Annotated in this window: 12 protein-coding genes and 1 pseudogene; 1 reads left to right on the plus strand and 12 read right to left on the minus strand. The window is 57.0% G+C overall.

What is annotated here, in order from left to right; genetic code table 11:
* Positions 1-140 precede the first annotated feature (140 nt).
* The 4 genes and pseudogenes from mukB to cmoM all read right to left on the minus strand — a co-directional run bounded on the left by mukB (position 141) and on the right by cmoM (position 7,397).
* On the minus strand, positions 141-4,589 hold the full coding sequence (gene mukB, locus ACSEMK_RS16765) for a chromosome partition protein MukB (RefSeq protein ID WP_435336609.1): 4,449 nt from the start codon (positions 4,587-4,589) through the stop codon (positions 141-143).
* On the minus strand, positions 4,589-5,293 hold the full coding sequence (mukE, locus tag ACSEMK_RS16770) for a chromosome partition protein MukE (protein ID WP_015367459.1): 705 nt from the start codon (positions 5,291-5,293) through the stop codon (positions 4,589-4,591). The genes mukB and mukE overlap by 1 nt, the downstream gene beginning before the upstream one ends.
* Positions 5,274-6,596 carry a chromosome partition protein MukF gene (gene mukF / locus ACSEMK_RS16775; protein ID WP_087858143.1) on the minus strand — a complete coding sequence of 441 codons (1,323 nt, stop codon included), beginning with the start codon at positions 6,594-6,596 and terminating at the stop codon, positions 5,274-5,276. Before mukF ends, mukE begins: the two co-directional genes overlap by 20 nt.
* Positions 6,593-7,397, minus strand: a pseudogene (gene cmoM / locus ACSEMK_RS16780) (tRNA uridine 5-oxyacetic acid(34) methyltransferase CmoM). Before cmoM ends, mukF begins: the two are co-directional and overlap by 4 nt.
* 121 nt (positions 7,398-7,518) lie before the next feature.
* Between cmoM and elyC the strand changes: the two are divergent.
* The gene (gene elyC / locus ACSEMK_RS16785; RefSeq protein WP_430914976.1) at positions 7,519-8,298 is read left to right on the plus strand and encodes an envelope biogenesis factor ElyC; all 780 of its coding nucleotides are present in this window, start codon (positions 7,519-7,521) and stop codon (positions 8,296-8,298) included.
* Here elyC and ACSEMK_RS16790 read toward each other — a convergent pair.
* From ACSEMK_RS16790 to ihfB, 8 genes are all read right to left on the minus strand, one after another.
* Positions 8,275-9,168 carry a YcbJ family phosphotransferase gene (locus ACSEMK_RS16790; RefSeq protein WP_087858167.1) on the minus strand — a complete coding sequence of 298 codons (894 nt, stop codon included), beginning with the start codon at positions 9,166-9,168 and terminating at the stop codon, positions 8,275-8,277. The genes elyC and ACSEMK_RS16790 overlap by 24 nt on opposite strands.
* Before the next feature lie 130 nt (positions 9,169-9,298).
* Positions 9,299-10,045: a 3-deoxy-manno-octulosonate cytidylyltransferase gene (gene kdsB / locus ACSEMK_RS16795; RefSeq protein WP_045375627.1), complete on the minus strand. Its 747-nt coding sequence runs from the start codon at positions 10,043-10,045 to the stop codon at positions 9,299-9,301.
* Positions 10,042-10,224, minus strand: a complete 183-nt coding sequence (gene ycaR / locus ACSEMK_RS16800; RefSeq protein WP_042892909.1) for a protein YcaR — start codon at positions 10,222-10,224, stop codon at positions 10,042-10,044. The genes kdsB and ycaR overlap by 4 nt, the downstream gene beginning before the upstream one ends.
* A gap of 62 nt (positions 10,225-10,286) precedes the next feature.
* Positions 10,287-11,516, minus strand: a complete 1,230-nt coding sequence (locus tag ACSEMK_RS16805) for a winged helix-turn-helix domain-containing protein (protein WP_308959148.1) — start codon at positions 11,514-11,516, stop codon at positions 10,287-10,289.
* A gap of 54 nt (positions 11,517-11,570) precedes the next feature.
* The gene (gene lpxK, locus ACSEMK_RS16810) at positions 11,571-12,551 is read right to left on the minus strand and encodes a tetraacyldisaccharide 4'-kinase (RefSeq protein ID WP_430914975.1); all 981 of its coding nucleotides are present in this window, start codon (positions 12,549-12,551) and stop codon (positions 11,571-11,573) included.
* Positions 12,548-14,296 carry a lipid A ABC transporter ATP-binding protein/permease MsbA gene (gene msbA / locus ACSEMK_RS16815; protein WP_032707692.1) on the minus strand — a complete coding sequence of 583 codons (1,749 nt, stop codon included), beginning with the start codon at positions 14,294-14,296 and terminating at the stop codon, positions 12,548-12,550. Before msbA ends, lpxK begins: the two co-directional genes overlap by 4 nt.
* A gap of 36 nt (positions 14,297-14,332) precedes the next feature.
* Positions 14,333-16,597, minus strand: coding sequence for a ComEC family protein (locus tag ACSEMK_RS16820; RefSeq protein WP_430914974.1), 2,265 nt, complete (start codon positions 16,595-16,597; stop codon positions 14,333-14,335).
* Between the two features lie 205 nt (positions 16,598-16,802).
* Complete coding sequence (gene ihfB, locus ACSEMK_RS16825; RefSeq protein WP_004100704.1) at positions 16,803-17,090, minus strand: integration host factor subunit beta; 288 nt, start codon at positions 17,088-17,090, stop codon at positions 16,803-16,805.
* Positions 17,091-17,194 lie beyond the last annotated feature (104 nt).

Consider the following 17,194-nt stretch of genomic DNA (forward strand, 5'->3'; position numbering starts at 1 on the left):
ATTCTCAGTATATAAAGGCGAAAACGCTTTTGCCTTACCAAATGTAAAGAAGTTTAAAGGCTATACCTTGTTAGCGTACTGTACAGAAAAACAAAAAGGGCGACAAATTGTCACCCTTTTTCCTATTAATCGACGCCCTTTCAGGAGGCGTCAGCGGTTCCAGGCAGCGCTTCCGGTACCGGCGCGGCAAAACCGCGCAGGCCGACAACGTGTACGTGTTCGTGATTATTAAACACTTTACGCACCAGTTTATAGGTGGTGCCTTTTTCCGGGCTGATATTTTCCGGGGCCGCGATAATCAGCTGCATCTCCAGACGTTCACACAGTTCGAACAGCGTGGCGATAGAGCGGGCATCAAGACGCGCTGCTTCATCGAGGAACAGCAGACGGCAAGGCGAGATATCCTTCCCGCGCAGACGACGGGATTCATCTTCCCAGCTCTGCACCACCATCACCAAAATCGACATCCCGGTACCGATCGCTTCACCGGTCGACAGCGCGCCGGACTCCGCGCGCAGCCAGCCGTCTGAACCACGGTTAACTTCCACTTCCATCTCCAGATAGTTGCGGTAGTCGAGCAGTTCCTCGCCGATGGTTTGCGGCGTACGTTGCCCCATATCAATCTGCGGGTTCAGGCGTTGATACAGTTTTGCCAGCGCTTCCGAGAAGGTCAGGCGATTGCTGTTAAACAGATCCTGATGCTGCTCATGCTGTTCAGACAGGACATCAAGCAGCGTCGAGTGGGTCTCGCGCACGTTGACGTTCAGACGCACGCTGTTGACCTGGCCGAACGACACGCTCTGCAGCCCCTGGTTGAGCATGCGAATACGGTTCTGTTCACGCTGGATGGTCTTGCGAATGATATTCGCCACGCTGCGGGAGCTGATCGCCAGCTTCTGTTCACGGTTGGTCAGCTCTTCGGTCAGACGGCTGAGTTCGATTTCCATCTGCTCGATCGCTTCTACCGGATCATCGGTGCGAATAATATCCTGGCGGATTCGCTCGCGCAGATGCTGATAAACGGCAACGAAGAACTGAATTTTGCGCTCCGGACGTTTCGGATCTTCCGAAATACGCAGGACGTCGCGCAGGTGTTCGTTATCGGCGACCGCCAGACGCAGCGCGCCCAGCGCCTTATCCGACATCGAACGCAGTTCGTCGGCGGAGAGATAGGCCAGCTCGCGGCGGTGAAGACGACGTTCCACGCCGTTGTCTTTCACCAGACGCATCACCGCGCACCATCCCGCTTTAGCGCTCACTACCTGCTCGCGCATTTCGCAGTAATCGCGCTCCAGCTTGCGCAGTTTGCGGGTCAGGTTGTCCATCTCCGCTTCGCAGAAGGTCAACGCTTTCTCCAGCTGATTACGGCGGGAGCGGTTGTTGCTCAGCTGCATATGCAGTTCATCACGACGCGCACGCGCACGCTCTTCCGCGCCGGCATCGGCGCGCACGCCGATATCCTGCAGCTCTTTATACAGATCGTTGAGCAGCTCTTTCTTGGTGTCATACGAGCTTTTCAGCGACGCCAGCACCTGGTTGTACTGGTTCAACTGCGCAACGTGGCTACGCATCGCTTCGCGAGCGCGGCTACGCTCAGATTCTGCTTGTTGCAGGCGCTGGCGCAGCTTCTCGTTGAGATCGCTGTTGCCGCTGAGCATCTCCGCCGAGTCAGAGTAGCTGAAGTGGGCGCGGCGCTGCACGACTTCCGCCAGCGCGAAAGCCTGCTGGCGCGCATCGCGCTGGATTTGCTGCGAATAGGCGTAGTCTTCTTTCAGCTGTTCAAACTGTTCCGGGTCGCTCTGCAGTACCGAGACGATCGGTTCCAGTTTCGCCAGCTGATTGCCATGCTGCTGGATAAAGCGCGCCGCTTCCTGCGCTTCGTCCAGGCGCTCCTGGATTTCATCTACGCGATCGGCCAGCGTCTCATCGGCCAGCAGATTCAGGCGCGGCAGCAGGCGGTTAAGCGCCGACACACCCTCTTTCGCCTGCTCGTACTGGACGCGGTTCTGTTGGTTATCGCTTTCATGCGCATTCAGCGCGCGCTCGAGTTCGCCGCGGCGGCTATTGAGTTTGCGGATCTCTTCTTCCGGGTCGTCATCAAAGGCAACCGCCAGATGGCTACCGATGAAGCGGCTGAAGGCCTGATGCAGGCGCTGCGTTTTCTGCACGTCAAACGACAGCGTAGCAAAACGCTCGGAGAGGCTTTCGCGCTCTGCGTGCAGCGTTTCGATGCGGTTTTCACGGGCGGCGCGGCCAAACAGCGGCAGCGTCGGGAAGCGCGAATAGCGCCACTGGCGGTCGGCAATTTTCACTACCACCGCTTTTTCCAGCTCATCGACGCTGAAAACGCTGTCATCGAAGGACTGCGGATCGCCTTCGATCAGATACAGGTCTTCCGGGCAATCTTCCAGCCCTTCGAGCTGCTCCGCCACCTGTGACAGATCCGGAACCACGATCGCATGGCGCGATGGGCCATAAAGCGCGGAGAAGTACGGGGCATCTTCGAGGCTAACGTCGTCGTAGATTTCCGACAACAGCACACCGCCAAAGCGCTCCGCCAGCGCGTTCAGACGCGGGTCTTCAGAACCGCCCGGCTGGCTGAGACGCTCGATTTCTTCGTCGATGGCGCGCTTGCGGGCGCCGACTTCATCACGCTCAACAATTGCTTCGCGCTCGCGCTCCAGCAGTTGCTGCAGGTACTCGGTGACATCCTGGCTTGATTCAAACTGCTCGCCGCTCTGCTCGCACAGCTGGTTGAGGCTGTTTTGCGCCGCCAGCCAAATCGGCGCCCGGCGCATCAGCGTCTGGGTACGCGACTGCAGCTGTTCCAGCTCCTGACGCAGAGCCATGCGCTGTTCCTGAGCGTTAGAAACGCTATCGGCTAACGAAGCGATACGCGCTTCCAGCTCCTGATGCAGCGTTTCCAAATCGTCGATATCGTAGCGTTTGCCCTGGCGCTTACAGAACTCGGCCAGCTGGCGCTCGGCGTCCTGTTGTTCACGCAGACGCTGTTCCAGCTCGTTGAGACGGCTACGCAGCCCATGAGCCTGCTCCGCCAGGTGGCGCTGGTTGACGCCGTCGCGTAATAATTCACGCGCCACATCCCAGGCTTCATTACGCGCCAGCGGACCGTTGATCGCCGCAACAAGCTGATACGCTTGTTCAAACTGGCTGTGCGCGGTTTGCGCCACGCTCATTTTCTGTTCCAGCGACAGCATTTTTTCCGTCGCTTCCAGCTCTTTCGCCTGGAAAGTTTCCAGCCATTCGTCGGCGCTGTCGGCGGTTAAATCCGGCAGGTGACACAGCGCACGCGCGCGTTCCAGCGCCTGTAGCGCCTGATTGTATTGAATGGCGCGAGTCTGCTGCACGTCGAGCGCCTGCTGGTAATCGGCGAGCTGGCTTTTCAGCTCATCCACTTCCAGTTCGGCGGCCTCGGCGCGGGCTTCGTTTTCTTCCTGCTGGTCGGCGGCTTCCGCCACCACTTCATTTTGCTCTTCCAGACGAATCTGCAGTTCGTCGAGATCCGCCTCGTAGCGCTCGATTTTTTCCTGCTGACGCAGCGCGGTTTGTACCAGGTTCAGGTGATCGCTGGCGGCCTGATAATCAGCTTCCAGATCGCCTTCTGCGCCGTTGTGTTCCTGCAGCTCGCGCGCCATATCGACATGTTTGTACTGCTCTGCCGCCAGCTGCGAACGCGAGGTAAAGAGCTCGCGACGGTACTCCAGCGCTTTATCCAGATGGATTCGCCGCTCGTTGGCGTGGCGCATGTAGTCCGCCGCCACGTAGTTGGTGGCTTCGCTGATAAGGTGCTTAAACAGATCGCGATCGGACTGAGTAACGCGAATCGCTTCCAGGGTCATACGGTTTTCACGCAGCGCCGCTTCCATATCCTGGAACGCCTTACGCACGCCGCTGTTCTCCGGCAGCAGGTAATCGCGCAGGGAGCGGGTAATGGTGCTGGAGATCCCGCCGTACAGCGAGGCCTCAATCAGGCGGTAGTATTTGCTACGATCGGATGCTGAACGCAGACGACGCGCTACCACGCCCAAATCAAACATCAGCGAGTGATATTCGGTAATCGAGTTGAACTGTTTGAATTGCACCCCTTCCATCGCGTCGAGCTTGTCTTTCAGCTCGTTGAGGCTCACGACGCGCGCCTGGCGCTCGTTAAGGGTTTCGGTCAGCAGTTGGGTCGGCTGGATCGAAGTTGGCAATCCCTGGATGGCAAATGGCTTAATATCGACTTTACGATCGCGCCCGGCAACCTGCTGCAGACGTACCCCGACGACCACGCGCTGGTGGCGTGAGTTGATCACATCGAGCACCGAGTAACAGACCCCAGCGCGCAGTTTACCGTGCAGGCCTTTATCGCGCGAACCGCTGGTGGCGCCCGCTTCGGTGGTGTTACGGAAGTGCAGCAGGGTTAAATCCGGGATCAGTGCCGTGACGAAAGCCGCCATGGTCGTGGATTTACCGGCACCGTTGCCCCCGGAAAGGGTGGTTACCAGCTCATCAAGATCGAAGGGCCGGGCAAAAAAACCGTTCCAGTTAACCAGCGTCAGCGAGCGAAACTTACCGCGTTCAATCATTATTCTTCCTCCCCGCTATCCGGCTGATTCTCTTCATTCTCATCATTGAGCTGCAGGTGATTCTCCAGCGCCATCGCTTCGCCGTCGCGGATCATGCGCAGCTGCGCTTCGCGCGGATCGTCGCCAACGCGCACGTCAGCGCCAAAGCGGAACACCGATTCGGTGATGCGGAATTTACTGCTGTCGTGGCCCATAAACCACACCATGCCGAGGCGGCGCAGGCGGTTGAGGGACGCGCGCATTTTTTCCTGCAGCTTCTGGCGGTCGAGGTCGGAACCGGTGGAACGGTTGTTCACCAGCTTCAGTAATTTACTTTCGTCCGCCAGCGTCAGCAGCTCATCGTAGAGCTCCTGCTGGGTGAAGATGCCTTCATTAGCCAGACGTTCGGGGCTGAGATAGAGGTAGCAAAGAATTTTGCCGACCATCATATCCAGCTCTGACAATACCGAGCGCGGGATCAAGGTCGTGGAGCGCGGGCGCAGGTAGAAGAACCCCTCCGGCGCGCGGATCAGCTCAACGTTGTAGCGAGCGTAAAACTCTTCCAGGTAATCCTGAAAATCCATCAAAAATGCGTGATTATCCAGCTCATCGAGGCCAATGTGACGGCCTGCGCGCAGGGCGCTATCCAGCGCCGGAAATAACGGATTGGCCAACGCCTGCGCCAGCTTAGCTGGCATCACTTGTTCAATATTTGTCAATGACATGCGCCTGTACCTTGGCTCCGTAATCATTAATCGGCTGCCATTTTGCCGGCAGTCCGGTGAAATCTGCCTGGGCGACGCCCAGCTGTACCGCCTGGTCAACGACGATTCGCGCGACGTCAAAGTGACGCGCGCGCGGATACTGCGCCAGGAACTCTCGCGCCACCAGGCCGAGATCCAGCGGCATACCCTTCTCTTTGTAAACCACCAGCTGCGCTTCAATCAGCGCGGCCAGCTGCTCGCGAATTTCGTTGAACTCTTCGAATTCGAGGTCTGCCGGCAGCTCGCCGGTGACTTCTTCATCGCGCAGCGCCATCTCTTCATCGCGCATATCCAGCAAACGGTCGGCGCTAGCGTAGGTCAGCGCCCACGGAGCATCGAAGTAGGTCTGCACCGACTGACGCAAACGCTGGGCGAAAACGCGGTTTTTATCCATATCGATGGCGGTACGGATAAATTTATGTACGTGACGATCGTAACCGATCCACAGGTCGATAGCCTGTTGGCCCCAGCTGACGATACGGTCGAGCTTGCTTTGCAGGTCGAACACCAGACGGTCGACAAAATGCAGATCGTCGCGCGCGATGGTGGCGTCCTGGATACGCAGCAGGTTGGCCTGCAGCTTGTCGCCCGCCGCATCCAGGGTATCCTGCAATTCGCGCAGGGTGCCGGAGGTTTCGGACAACAGCAGTTCACAGCTGGAAATCGCCGCGCGCCAGTCTTTGTTCAGCAACTGGGCGATATCATCTTTCACCTGCTGCTGCTGCTCATCCATGATGCGTTGAGTCAGATCGATACTATCGAAGATTTCCGCCACCGAATATTTCAGCGGCGCAAAAACGTTGCGATGCCAGTGGAATTCATCGCCGCCCTCATCCGCGGAATCTGCCGCCCGCTTCAGTTCGCCGGCCACAATCGACAGCTGCATCGACAAACGCAGGGTAGAAAATTCGCGCTGGCGAATGTAGTAGTCGGTAATGCCGATACCTAACGGCGTCAGGCGGTAGATCGCATTCCCTTCCGTTATTTCGCTGGTAAAGCGGTTCAGCAGACGCTGGCGCACCATATCGTTGATGGCGTTATTGGCGCGCTGGCTGATGGTTTCGCTGGTCTGCTCAAACGCATCACTAACGTGGCGGAACGCGTCCACCAGTTCTCCCTCGGTCATTTCCCCTTCCAGCCGCTCGCCGTTCAGCGTGGCGACAGCCAGCAGAAAAGAGAGTCTGTCGACCGGCAGCGAGATGGAAAAATCATTTTTCCTGGCCCAGGCAACCAGTTCGGGGACTGTCTGGGAAAATTCACTCATAGTTTATCCTTGCATCTGCGGCTGTGCGCCTGGATCTTTCTTAAGCGCGGTGACATGAATATAGCGGCCCAGGCTGATATACGGCTCCTGGCGACAGTAGCGCGTTTCCAGCTCCAGCAGCGCCGCAAAGCTGTCATGCTGTTTACGTTTCTCACGCAGATAATCATGAAACACCCGCACGCCGGTTTTACCGGTTATCTGCCAACCGAGATCTTCCAGCCAACCGTAAACCTGCTGCGGATCGCGCGGATAATCCGGCGATAGCGTGCGTTTTTTCTTTTTCGGCATGCCAATTTGCACGTAGTCGAAGTTTCCGGCGACCATATTGTGCATCAGCAGGCCGTTAGCATTGTAGAACATTAACGACAGCGCGCCGCCCGGGCGCAATACCGACCACAGCGTGCGCAACATTTCCTGCGGTTCCGCGACCCACTCAAGCACCGCATGAAACAGTATCAGATCGACGGGGCTTTCCAAATGCTGAGCAATATCCTGCGCCGCGCATTGTACAAAATGCATGTTGTCGATCACACCTTTATCGCGGGCCGCCTGCTGAGCGCGAGCCACCATTTCGGCGGAAAGATCGCATAGCGTGACGTGGTGGCCTAATTCCGCGACGCGGATCGCCGTTTGCCCTTCGCCGCCGCCGGCATCAAGCACCCGCAACGGCCCTGGCCCCATCTGCGTTAGCAGCGGTTCCAGATCCTGCCAAAGGATCGCCTGGCGCAGTTGGCCCTTGGTGGTGCCATAAATATTGCGCGAAAACTTTTCAGCGATGTCATCAAAATTGCGATCCTGCACGGACGACTCCACAAGCCAACACAAAACCGCTATTTTGTCATACCCACGGCGATAATGAAGCGATCTGTTATAAGATCCACGCAGAACTTTGCTTATATGGTTAAAAAAGGAACCATTTGGGATGCTTTTCACACTGAAAAAGGTATTGGGCGGCATGATGCTGCCGCTTCCTCTGCTGTTATTGCTGATGGCGATCGGCATCATCCTGCTATGGCGCAGCAGTTTTCAGAAAACCGGCAAAGCGCTGGTTACTCTGAGCTGGCTGTTGCTGGCGCTATTAAGCCTGCAGCCGGTGGCTGACGGGTTGTTAAAACCGATCGAGAAAAGCTACCCGACCTGGCGCGGCGGCAAATCCGTTGAGTATATTGTGGTGCTGGGCGGCGGTTATACCTGGAATCCACAGTGGGCGCCAAGCTCGAACCTGATCAACAACAGTCTGCCGCGGCTGGCTGAGGGGATACGCCTGTGGCGGGAAAACCCAGGCGCGAAAATGATCTTTACCGGCGCGGCGGCCAAAACCAACCCGGTTAGTACCGCCGAGGCGGGGGCGCGCGTCGCCGAAAGCCTCGGCGTACCGCGTAGCGCGATTATCGTCCTTGACCGACCAAAAGATACCGAACAGGAAGCGGCTGAAGTCAAAAAAGCCATCGGCGCGGCGCCATTCCTGCTGGTGACGTCCGCCTCGCACCTGCCGCGAGCGATGATATTTTTCCGCCATGCCGGACTGAATCCGTTACCGGCGCCTGCCAACCAGCTGGCGGTGGAATCGGCGCTTAACCCCTGGGAGCGCGCCCTGCCGTCACCGTATTGGCTGATGCACAGCGAACGCGCGATTTACGAGACCCTGGGACGAAGCTGGCAGTGGCTGAAGGGAGCGTCAGGCGATCCAGGGCAGGATTGATTTCGCGGCAAGCGAGAAACGGGCGCGATCGAAGCGCCCGGTATTCACCAGACTTTCGACTTCATCCCATAGCTGATACAGCCAACGCCGCCAGACGAAAGACTCCGCGACCGGCGCCCGCTGCAGGTAGCGCCAGAGTAACTGCTCCCCTAACCCGCCGTCGGCGAGGCGGAACAGTTCGTACTCGCGCGGCGCCCACAGCATCATCCCCGGACCGACCATCGCCAGCAGCTGATCGCTGCGCGCGTCTTTGAGCATACTACGTAGCGTAAAGCAGCCATGAACCAGCACGCAGTTATCGCTAAAATCACTAAACAGCTGCGGCAGGCTCTCACGACTGCGGAATAAAATGCGCTTATCCTGCATCGTCAGCCCGGTGTCGTGATAGAGGTTGAGCGTGCTCCACAGCATTTCTACCCGCTGGCGATACCAGTGAGGCCAGAGGTTTTCCTGAGTGCTATCGACCATCCCCACACAGCCGCCGCTATCGTGGCGATGCCACGCCAGTAACCCTTCGACAATCTGATCCTGCAGCTGCTCCCACCGCTCGGGCGTACGCGCCGGCGCTTCCACTGAAACGCCGCGTAACCGTTCAATCAGCAATACGTCAGGTCCAGGATGTTCTTCATGCGTCATGACGCCGTATACCACCGGCATACGAACGGTGCCGCTACGGGCAAGCAGCGAAATTTTCCACGCCAGCTGGCGCGCTACGCCGGGCGTAGTAAAGCTTTTCGCCAACAGCGGCATTGGGTTTCCCTGCGCATCATACAGCGACCATAGCGCTGACGAGGGTTTCTCGCTAACGCACTCCACGCGACTTAGCTTCTCGCCAAGCAGGTGGCTCAGTTCGGCTCGCAACTGTTCCATCATAGATACCCTCATGAAAACTACTGTTTTCATAATGAGCGTATGGGGGCGACTTGTCAGCGGATAAGATCAAAAATGGGCTAATTAGCGGCAGAAATATGTCCCCTCCAGGCGAAGGGGACGGTAAGGATTAACGCAATTCGGCGCGGACGCGCTCCAGATCTTCCGGCGTATCAACGCCGGTGCCAGGAACCACTTCCGCCACCGCGACGTGGATTTTTTCGCCATACCACAGTACGCGCAGCTGTTCGAGCATCTCAATTTGCTCAAGCGGGCTTGGCGCCCAGCTAACGTAACGACGAATAAAACCAGCGCGATAACCGTAAATACCAATATGGCGTAGCAGGGAATCACCAATTTCTTCGCGCGATTTTGCAAAACGATCGCGATCCCACGGAATAGTCGCGCGAGAAAAATAGAGCGCGTAGCCGTCGGCATCCATGACCACTTTGACCGCATTCGGGTTAAATGCTTCTTCGGCATCGTGGATAGGTACCGCCAACGTTGCCATCCCGCTGGTGCTGGCCGCGAGGTTTTCCGCCACCTGTCGCACGATCGCCGACGGGATCATCGGTTCATCACCCTGAATATTGACGATGATGGTGTCATCGCTGAAAGCGCATTTTTCAACGACTTCCGCCAGACGTTCGGTGCCGGATTGATGGTCCGCGCGGGTCATGCAAACCTCGCCGCCCGCGGCTTCAACCGCACGCGCGACATCTTCATGATCGGTGGCGACGATAATGCGATCCGCGCCAGATTCGCGGGCGCGCTCCAGCACGTGGACTATCATCGGTTTACCGTTGATATCCTGCAGAGGTTTTCCCGGCAGACGCGTGGAGGCAAAACGAGCAGGAATAATGACGACGAAACTCATGGCTGGCTCTCTTCTACCGCGAGTGAGCGCGCTTCGTTTTCAAGTAGTACCGGGATGCCTTCGCGCAGCGGGAAGGCCAGGCTGTCGGCTTTGCAGATAAGCTCTTGCTTATCCTGGCTGTAGTACAGCTTACCGTTGCAAACCGGGCAGGCGATAATTTCAAGTAAACGGTGATCCATGATTCCTCCTGATGGACCGAATAGATTTGGCAGCAGCATATCACAGGATGGTCGCCCGCGTATCACGCGGCATCAACGCCCCAACCTTGCCGCTGGTTAGCAAATAGCGTCGCGGGTAACTGGCGCAGCACAACCTCTTCTGCACCTTGCCAGCGCGCAAAATCATTAATTGCCCGCTGGAGCCCGCTTTCCAGCCCGGCAGTCACTTTCACGCCCTCTTCCAGCCACAGCGAAAAGATCTCCAGCATGCCTCCCTTACGGTGCAACTTGCTGTCCATCCTGCCAACCAGTTTGCCCTGATGCAGCAACGGTAGCACAAAGTAGCCATATTGCCGTTTCGGCGCCGGGGTATAGCATTCCAGCCGATAGCTGAAGTTGAATAACTGCTCGGCGCGTTTACGGTCCCACACCACCGGGTCAAACGGCGAGAGCACGGCGCTGTGGCTGGCGGTTAACTTCCCGCCGGGTGCCGATTCCAGCACAGCTTGCAGATCGCGATGCAGCCACATTTCACCCAGTTCCTCAACTATGACCGGCGTCACCAGCCCCTCATCCTGCCAGCCCTTCAGCAGCGCCGGTAATGCAGGCTGGCGTAGGCGATAATAATCGGCCAGCCACTGTGGGCGAAAAATGCCGAGGCTGCGCGCGCTGTTGCGCAGCATAATGGACTCGGCCTCCAGGCGGGAGAGCGCGTCGCGCTCATCATCCCAGTGCGGCATTGCCCGATGTGTTAAATCATAGACGCGATGAAAGTTACGCCGCTCAACGACCATCAGTTTGCCGGCGGTGAATAACCCTTCAAGATGACGTTTATGCGGTTTCCATTCCCACCAGCCGCTGGCGCCTTTACGCGGATGGGAAAAATCCGCCGAGCGAACCGGGCCATTTTGCGCGATATGCGCCAGCAACTCTTCTATGCTGGCGGCATGTTCGTGCATCCACTCTTTATGGTATTTCCAGCCCATCTTGTCGGGATTCAACATCCGATGGCGTACGAGGGCGAAATCGCTGCGCGGCAAAAAACAGGCCTCATGAGCCCAGTATTCCATCAGTTCGCCGCTACGCAGAGAATCATCCAGCCAGTGCTGCGGATAGCTGCCAAGACGGCTAAACAGCACCAGATAAGGGCTACGGGCGACCACGTTGATCGTATCGATTTGCAGCAGCGACATCTGCTGGATGGTAGAAAGGATGTCAGTCTGGCGTGCGCGACGCCGGGGCTTTTTTAGTAACCCTTGCGCCGCGAGATGAAGATGGCGAGCTTCTTTTAGCGACAGTTGCAATACCGACATGCAGGTTCTCCGTAGGGGATTCAAGCACAGCGGCGAGCAAAACCAGTACGCAGGTTAACGTTGCGCCAGCGTCACTAAGTCCGCGAGCAACCGCTGTGCGCGATCATCGGTCATTATGGCGTCAACCGGCAGATACCACCAGTTAGCGGCGGCGAATTCACGACATTTCACCGCGTCTTTCTCGGTCATCAACAGCGTCTGTCCCGAGGTTGCCAGTGCGGCGACTGCGCTTTGACTCAGCGCCTGATGATCCGCCAGCGCTACGGTTTTCACCGGCCGTACGCCGCAGCTTTCAAGCGTCGCGAAAAAGCGCGGCGGATGGCCAATACCGGCCATCGCCACTACGTTGTCGAGGGTCGCAACATCGCGACGCTCGCCGGTAAGCAGGTTCACCGCCATGCCGGGACGCAACTGCATCGGGATTTCCCCCGGGCGCGAGACGCCGCCGTTGACGATAACGGCATCGACGCTTTTCAGGCGGGATGCGCGCTCGCGCATCGGCCCGGCCGGCAACCACCAACCGTTGCCAAAACGGCGTACACCGTCTATCACGACGATTTCTTTATCCCGCGCCAGCTTGTAGTGCTGTAGACCATCATCGGTGACGATAATTTGCAAATCGTGAGCGGCTAATAAGGCTTTTACCGCCTCGCTACGCAGTGGAGCAACCGCCACCGGCGCGCCGGTGCGTTGATGAATTAACACCGGCTCATCCCCCGCCTGCGCGGTACTGGTTACATTATCCAGCAACAGCGGGTAGCGGTCGGCTTTGCCGCCATAGCCGCGAGACACCACGCCGACGCGAATGCCTCGCTGCTGCAGTTGCTCCACCAGCCATACCACCACCGGCGTTTTACCGTTGCCGCCGGCGGTCAGATTACCGACCACGACGACCGGCACCGGCGCGCGCCAGGCTTTTTTCCACCCTAGCCTATAGCTAAGACGAATGAAAGCGCTCACCAGGCCATACAGCCAGGAGAACGGCAGCAATAGCCGCCATAGCGGCGATTCGCCGGACCAGATGCGCGCTATCATTGACCGAATTGCATCTTGTGTAGCTGCGCGTAAACGCCTTTATGTTCCAGCAGATCAAGATGGCTGCCGCGTTCAACGATGCGACCATCTTCTACCACCACAATTTCGTCAGCCTGTTCGATAGTCGACAGACGGTGGGCGATAACCAGCGAGGTACGGTTTTTCTGCAGTTCATCCAGCGCCGCCTGAATCGCACGTTCCGACTCGGTATCCAGCGCCGAGGTGGCTTCATCGAGGATCAGGATAGGGCTGTTGCGCAGCAGCGCGCGCGCAATAGCGATACGCTGACGTTGACCGCCGGAGAGCATCACGCCATTCTCGCCGATAATCGTGTCCAGTCCATTATCCATCTTGTTGATAAAGTCCATCGCATAGGCCATACGCGCCGCTTCTTCAATTTGCTCGCGGGTGTACTCTTCGGTACGCGCATAGGCGATGTTATTGGCGACGGTGTCATTGAACAGGTGCACGTTCTGCGAAACCAGCGCCACCTGATCGCGCAGGGAGCTCAGTTTGTACTCGCGCAAATCGTGGCCATCCAGCAGAATCTGCCCCTCGTCGACGTCGTAGAACCGGGTAATCAGGCTGGCAATGGTGGATTTACCTGAGCCTGAACGCCCTACCAGCGCAACGGTTTTCCCTTCCGGGATGCTCAAATTAATGTTACGCAGCGCGGCAACTTCGCGGCCTGGATAGCTAAAGGTGACGTTGTGGAACTCCAGGTTACCTTTGGCGCGCTCAATCACGCGAGTGCCTTCGTCTTTCTCCTGTTCGGAATCCAGAATGGAGAAAAGCGTCTGACATGCGGCCATACCGCGCTGGAACTGCGCGTTGACGTTAGTCAGGGATTTCAGCGGGCGCATCAGCGCGATCATCGACGAAAAGACCACGGTGATGGTACCGGCAGTCAGGGTTTCCATGACGCTTGGGAAACTTGCCGCGTAGAGCACAAAGGCCAGCGCCAGAGAGGCAATCAGCTGAATGACCGGGTCGGAAATGGAGGACGCGGAGACCATTTTCATCCCCTGCAGACGCATCTTATTACTGACCTTGTCAAAACGCTTGGTTTCAACGGCCTGGCCGCCGAACATCAGCACTTCTTTATGCCCTTTGAGCATCTGTTCCGCGCTGGTGGTCACCTGGCCCATGGTGTTCTGCATATTCTTACTGATATTACGAAAACGCTTCGAAACCACCCGAATCGCGACTGAGACGATAGGCGCCAGCACGATAAGAATGAGCGACAGTTGCCAGCTGTAATAGAACATCATGGCGAACAGGCCAATAATTGAGGCCCCTTCACGCACTACGGTTATCAACGCGCTGGAGGAAGATGAAGCAACCTGTTCGGAGTCGTAGGTGATACGCGACAGCAACGTCCCGGTGGACTGTTTGTCGAAGAAGGCGACGGGCATGCCCATCATATGACCGAACAGGCGGCGACGCATCGTCATTACCACTTTGCCGGAAACCCAGGAGATACAGTAGCTCGATATATAGCTACTGATGCCGCGAAGCACCATCAAACCGATCACCACCAGCGGCATCCATAACAGCACTGAGCGATCCGTTTTACCAAAACCATCATCCAATAACGGTTTAAGAAGCGATAACATGAAGGTATCACTTGCCGCGTTAAGCACCAACGCCACGGCCGCTACGATTAGCCCGGCTTTAAACGGCGCTATCATCGGCCAAAGTCGGCGGAAGGTCTGCCACGTGGAGAGATCTTTATCGTTCTGCATTCAATAAACCAGCTTATGTTGAAATAGCCGCATATTCTACCCGTTCTGCGCGTCCCCGCCAAACCACTGATGATACCAACGAGGTAAAAGTTGATCTCGTAAGCTATGGATTTGCCAACCATCTGGAGAAAAAACAATCGTTATTTGCCCCGAGTGCGGTGTATCAAACCACTGATACCCTTGCTCACGATAACGCTGCTCGACTTTACTGGAAGGCATCTTCCATGCATTGTAACGCGCTGCCGAGGCGATAGCCGCCTCTCCTCCTACCCTCTGCAGCAACGTCAGACCAGATGAGGTATTGCTGCCGTGGTGCGGAACCTGAATAAGTGTAGACACAAGATGCTGCCAGTAATGGCTTATCATCCGCTGTTCGGCCGGGATTTCGATATCGCCGGTAAGTAAAACGCTACGCTTGCCGTCATCGACCCTAACTACACAGGAACCATTGTTCCCTTTATGTTCACCCGTAGGCAATGGCCAAAGTGCCTGAAATCGGAGCCCTCGCCAGCGCCAGGTTACCCCTCTGCGACAGGGTAGATGCCCGCGCGCTTTAAGCGGACTACGAATCACGAGATTTGGCCACGCCTGAATAATCGCATTCAGGCCACCGCGATGATCAAGATGCTCGTGGCTCAATATTACGCCTTCCGGGCGGAGGCCGCGCCAGCGTAACCAGGGTACGATAAGCTGCTGGCCGCTATCTCCTCCCGGCCAGGCAGGACCGGTATCGTAGAGCATTGCCGCCCCCTGACGCTCGATGACCACCGCCAGCCCTTGGCCGACATCCAACATCGTCACCCGCCACTCGTCCGGTGAGGCGGCGCGCCAGAAGGGCCAACTAAGGAGCGCCACGCCGCTAATACAGAGTAACGGCATCTGACGCCAGGCCTGAAAACGCCATACCAGGAACGCCAGCCACGGCAGTAAACTGACCGCCAGCCAGCGTTCGTCGAGCGATACCCATCCCGCAGGCAAATGGTGTAAGAACCAGAATAATATTGCCAGCAACCGATCGGCGAGTTGCCATAACGCCATTTCAAGCAACGCCGGACCGCTAAGATGCAGTAGCATGGCCGCTAAAATCAGCGGGACTATTAGAAATGTCACCAGCGGAACGGCAACCAGGTTAGCTATCAATGAAGTCAGGCTAATACCATGAAAAAGGGCTATCTGCAGCGGCGCAAGCAGTAACATCAGGCCGCATTGTAGGTGGCTTAGCGCCAGCAGCTGCCGCCACGGTGAACGACAGCGGTGCCGGCGAAGCGGCGCGAGCTGATACCAGAAAATCAACGCAGCAACCGCAAACACTGATAACCACAGGCTTTCTGAAATCATCGCCAGTGGATCGGCCAGCAGTATTGCCGCAATACAACAGCAAAATATTTGCCAGGGCGACCAGCGCCTGGCCTGTAGCCGCAACAGACATCCTGCGGTTAAGGCCGCACAGGTACGAAGCGCCGGGGGTTGCATGCCGGTAAGCCAGGCGTAAAATAGCGCGCAACTTAACCCGACAAGCAGCGGTATCCGCCAACCTATCCAGCGGCACGGAAGAAAGAACTGTATTCCGCGAACCAGCAACCAGCCAAGTGACGCCCCCAGCGCAATATGCAGGCCGGAGATAGCCATTAAATGGGACGTTCCCGTCTCCTGCATTAACTTTTTTATCTCATCCGCCACCGCGAGGCGCTCCCCCATTCCCAGCCCGAGCATCACCGTTCTCCATGGATACTCAGCGAGTGCGCGGTTCAACGAGGCCAGATAGCGGGCCCGGGAGCTACAACGTGAATCAAGCGATGAGGCATTTAGAAAACGTCCGCTAAGCGGACGATGCTGCGCAAGGGCGTAACGCTGGCTATCAAAGCCGCCCTCATTTAGCTGCCCATGTACCGGACGGGCGCGGATGGTCATCAGCCAGCGCTGCCCAACGCAGCCTGCTTCAGGCAGTTCGCCGCCGTAGAGGGTAATCCCAACCGCGGGATATAAACGCCGCCCCTCAAGACGGATTATCTTACCTTGCCAGCTCGTCAGGCCATCACCGCCTACCAGCTCAATAACGGCCTGCCGGCTGCGACCGGGAATATGCTCAGTGGGCCACAGCGCTTGCCGGGCATGTAATATTCCCCACGCGAACAACAGCAACGTCAATGCGGCATACGTTGTGTAAGGTTTGCGCAGCGTGGCAATAATTAGCGCAGCGCCAATAAGACACCAAACGCTTAACATATTCGGTAGGGCCGGTAGCCAAAGCAGCGGCGAGATTCCGATTATGGCGCAGCCTGCCAGATGTGGTAATCGCATAACTCCTCCCTGTTATCGGGGAGTGTCAGACAATTCGCCGCCGTGGTCATATTGAAAAGAATGGCGTTGCGTCGCGCTGTCCGGGAAATATTGTCTCTTGCTTTCAGATGACAAAAGTTTTGCGAGCGGACACGGAAAACGGGCATAAAAAAAGCACCCTCAGGTGCTTTTTTATTAAGTAAGTCTTTGCCTGATACGGTAAAACTTACTCTTCGTAAATATTGGCGCGGTCGCGTAGTTCTTTCCCCGGCTTAAAGTGCGGAACGTACTTACCTTCCAGTTCCACTTTATCGCCAGTCTTCGGGTTACGCCCGGTGCGAGGTGCTCGATAGTGCAGAGAGAAGCTGCCGAAACCGCGGATTTCAATGCGCTCACCTTGAGCAAGCGTTGAGGCCATATGTTCCAGCATTTCTTTAACAGCATCTTCCACCGCTTTCGCCGGGATATGAGATTGCTGGCTGGCAAGTCTTTCTATCAATTCTGACTTGGTCATTTTTCCTCCGGTTTCCTTCAAGGCAAAGTTAGCTTACAGCTTAAACAAGGGCGGCCGTAGCCGCCCTTTGTGCTTGATTACAGGACGAATCCTGCAATCTGTCA

The organism is Klebsiella sp. K-3 (assembly GCF_051207495.1).
Lineage (GTDB): Bacteria > Pseudomonadota > Gammaproteobacteria > Enterobacterales > Enterobacteriaceae > Klebsiella > Klebsiella aerogenes.

Coding starts and splice junctions, on each gene's coding strand:
- mukE (WP_015367459.1), bottom strand. CDS start 5,293: ATGTCATTGACAAATATTGAACAAGTGATGCCAGCTAAGCTGGCGCAG.
- msbA (WP_032707692.1), bottom strand. CDS start 14,296: ATGCAGAACGATAAAGATCTCTCCACGTGGCAGACCTTCCGCCGACTT.
- ACSEMK_RS16790 (WP_087858167.1), bottom strand. CDS start 9,168: ATGGAACAGTTGCGAGCCGAACTGAGCCACCTGCTTGGCGAGAAGCTA.
- lpxK (WP_430914975.1), bottom strand. CDS start 12,551: ATGATAGCGCGCATCTGGTCCGGCGAATCGCCGCTATGGCGGCTATTG.
- kdsB (WP_045375627.1), bottom strand. CDS start 10,045: ATGAGTTTCGTCGTCATTATTCCTGCTCGTTTTGCCTCCACGCGTCTG.
- elyC (WP_430914976.1), top strand. CDS start 7,519: ATGCTTTTCACACTGAAAAAGGTATTGGGCGGCATGATGCTGCCGCTT.
- mukB (WP_435336609.1), bottom strand. CDS start 4,589: ATGATTGAACGCGGTAAGTTTCGCTCGCTGACGCTGGTTAACTGGAAC.
- mukF (WP_087858143.1), bottom strand. CDS start 6,596: ATGAGTGAATTTTCCCAGACAGTCCCCGAACTGGTTGCCTGGGCCAGG.
- ihfB (WP_004100704.1), bottom strand. CDS start 17,090: ATGACCAAGTCAGAATTGATAGAAAGACTTGCCAGCCAGCAATCTCAT.
- ycaR (WP_042892909.1), bottom strand. CDS start 10,224: ATGGATCACCGTTTACTTGAAATTATCGCCTGCCCGGTTTGCAACGGT.
- ACSEMK_RS16820 (WP_430914974.1), bottom strand. CDS start 16,597: ATGCGATTACCACATCTGGCAGGCTGCGCCATAATCGGAATCTCGCCG.
- ACSEMK_RS16805 (WP_308959148.1), bottom strand. CDS start 11,516: ATGTCGGTATTGCAACTGTCGCTAAAAGAAGCTCGCCATCTTCATCTC.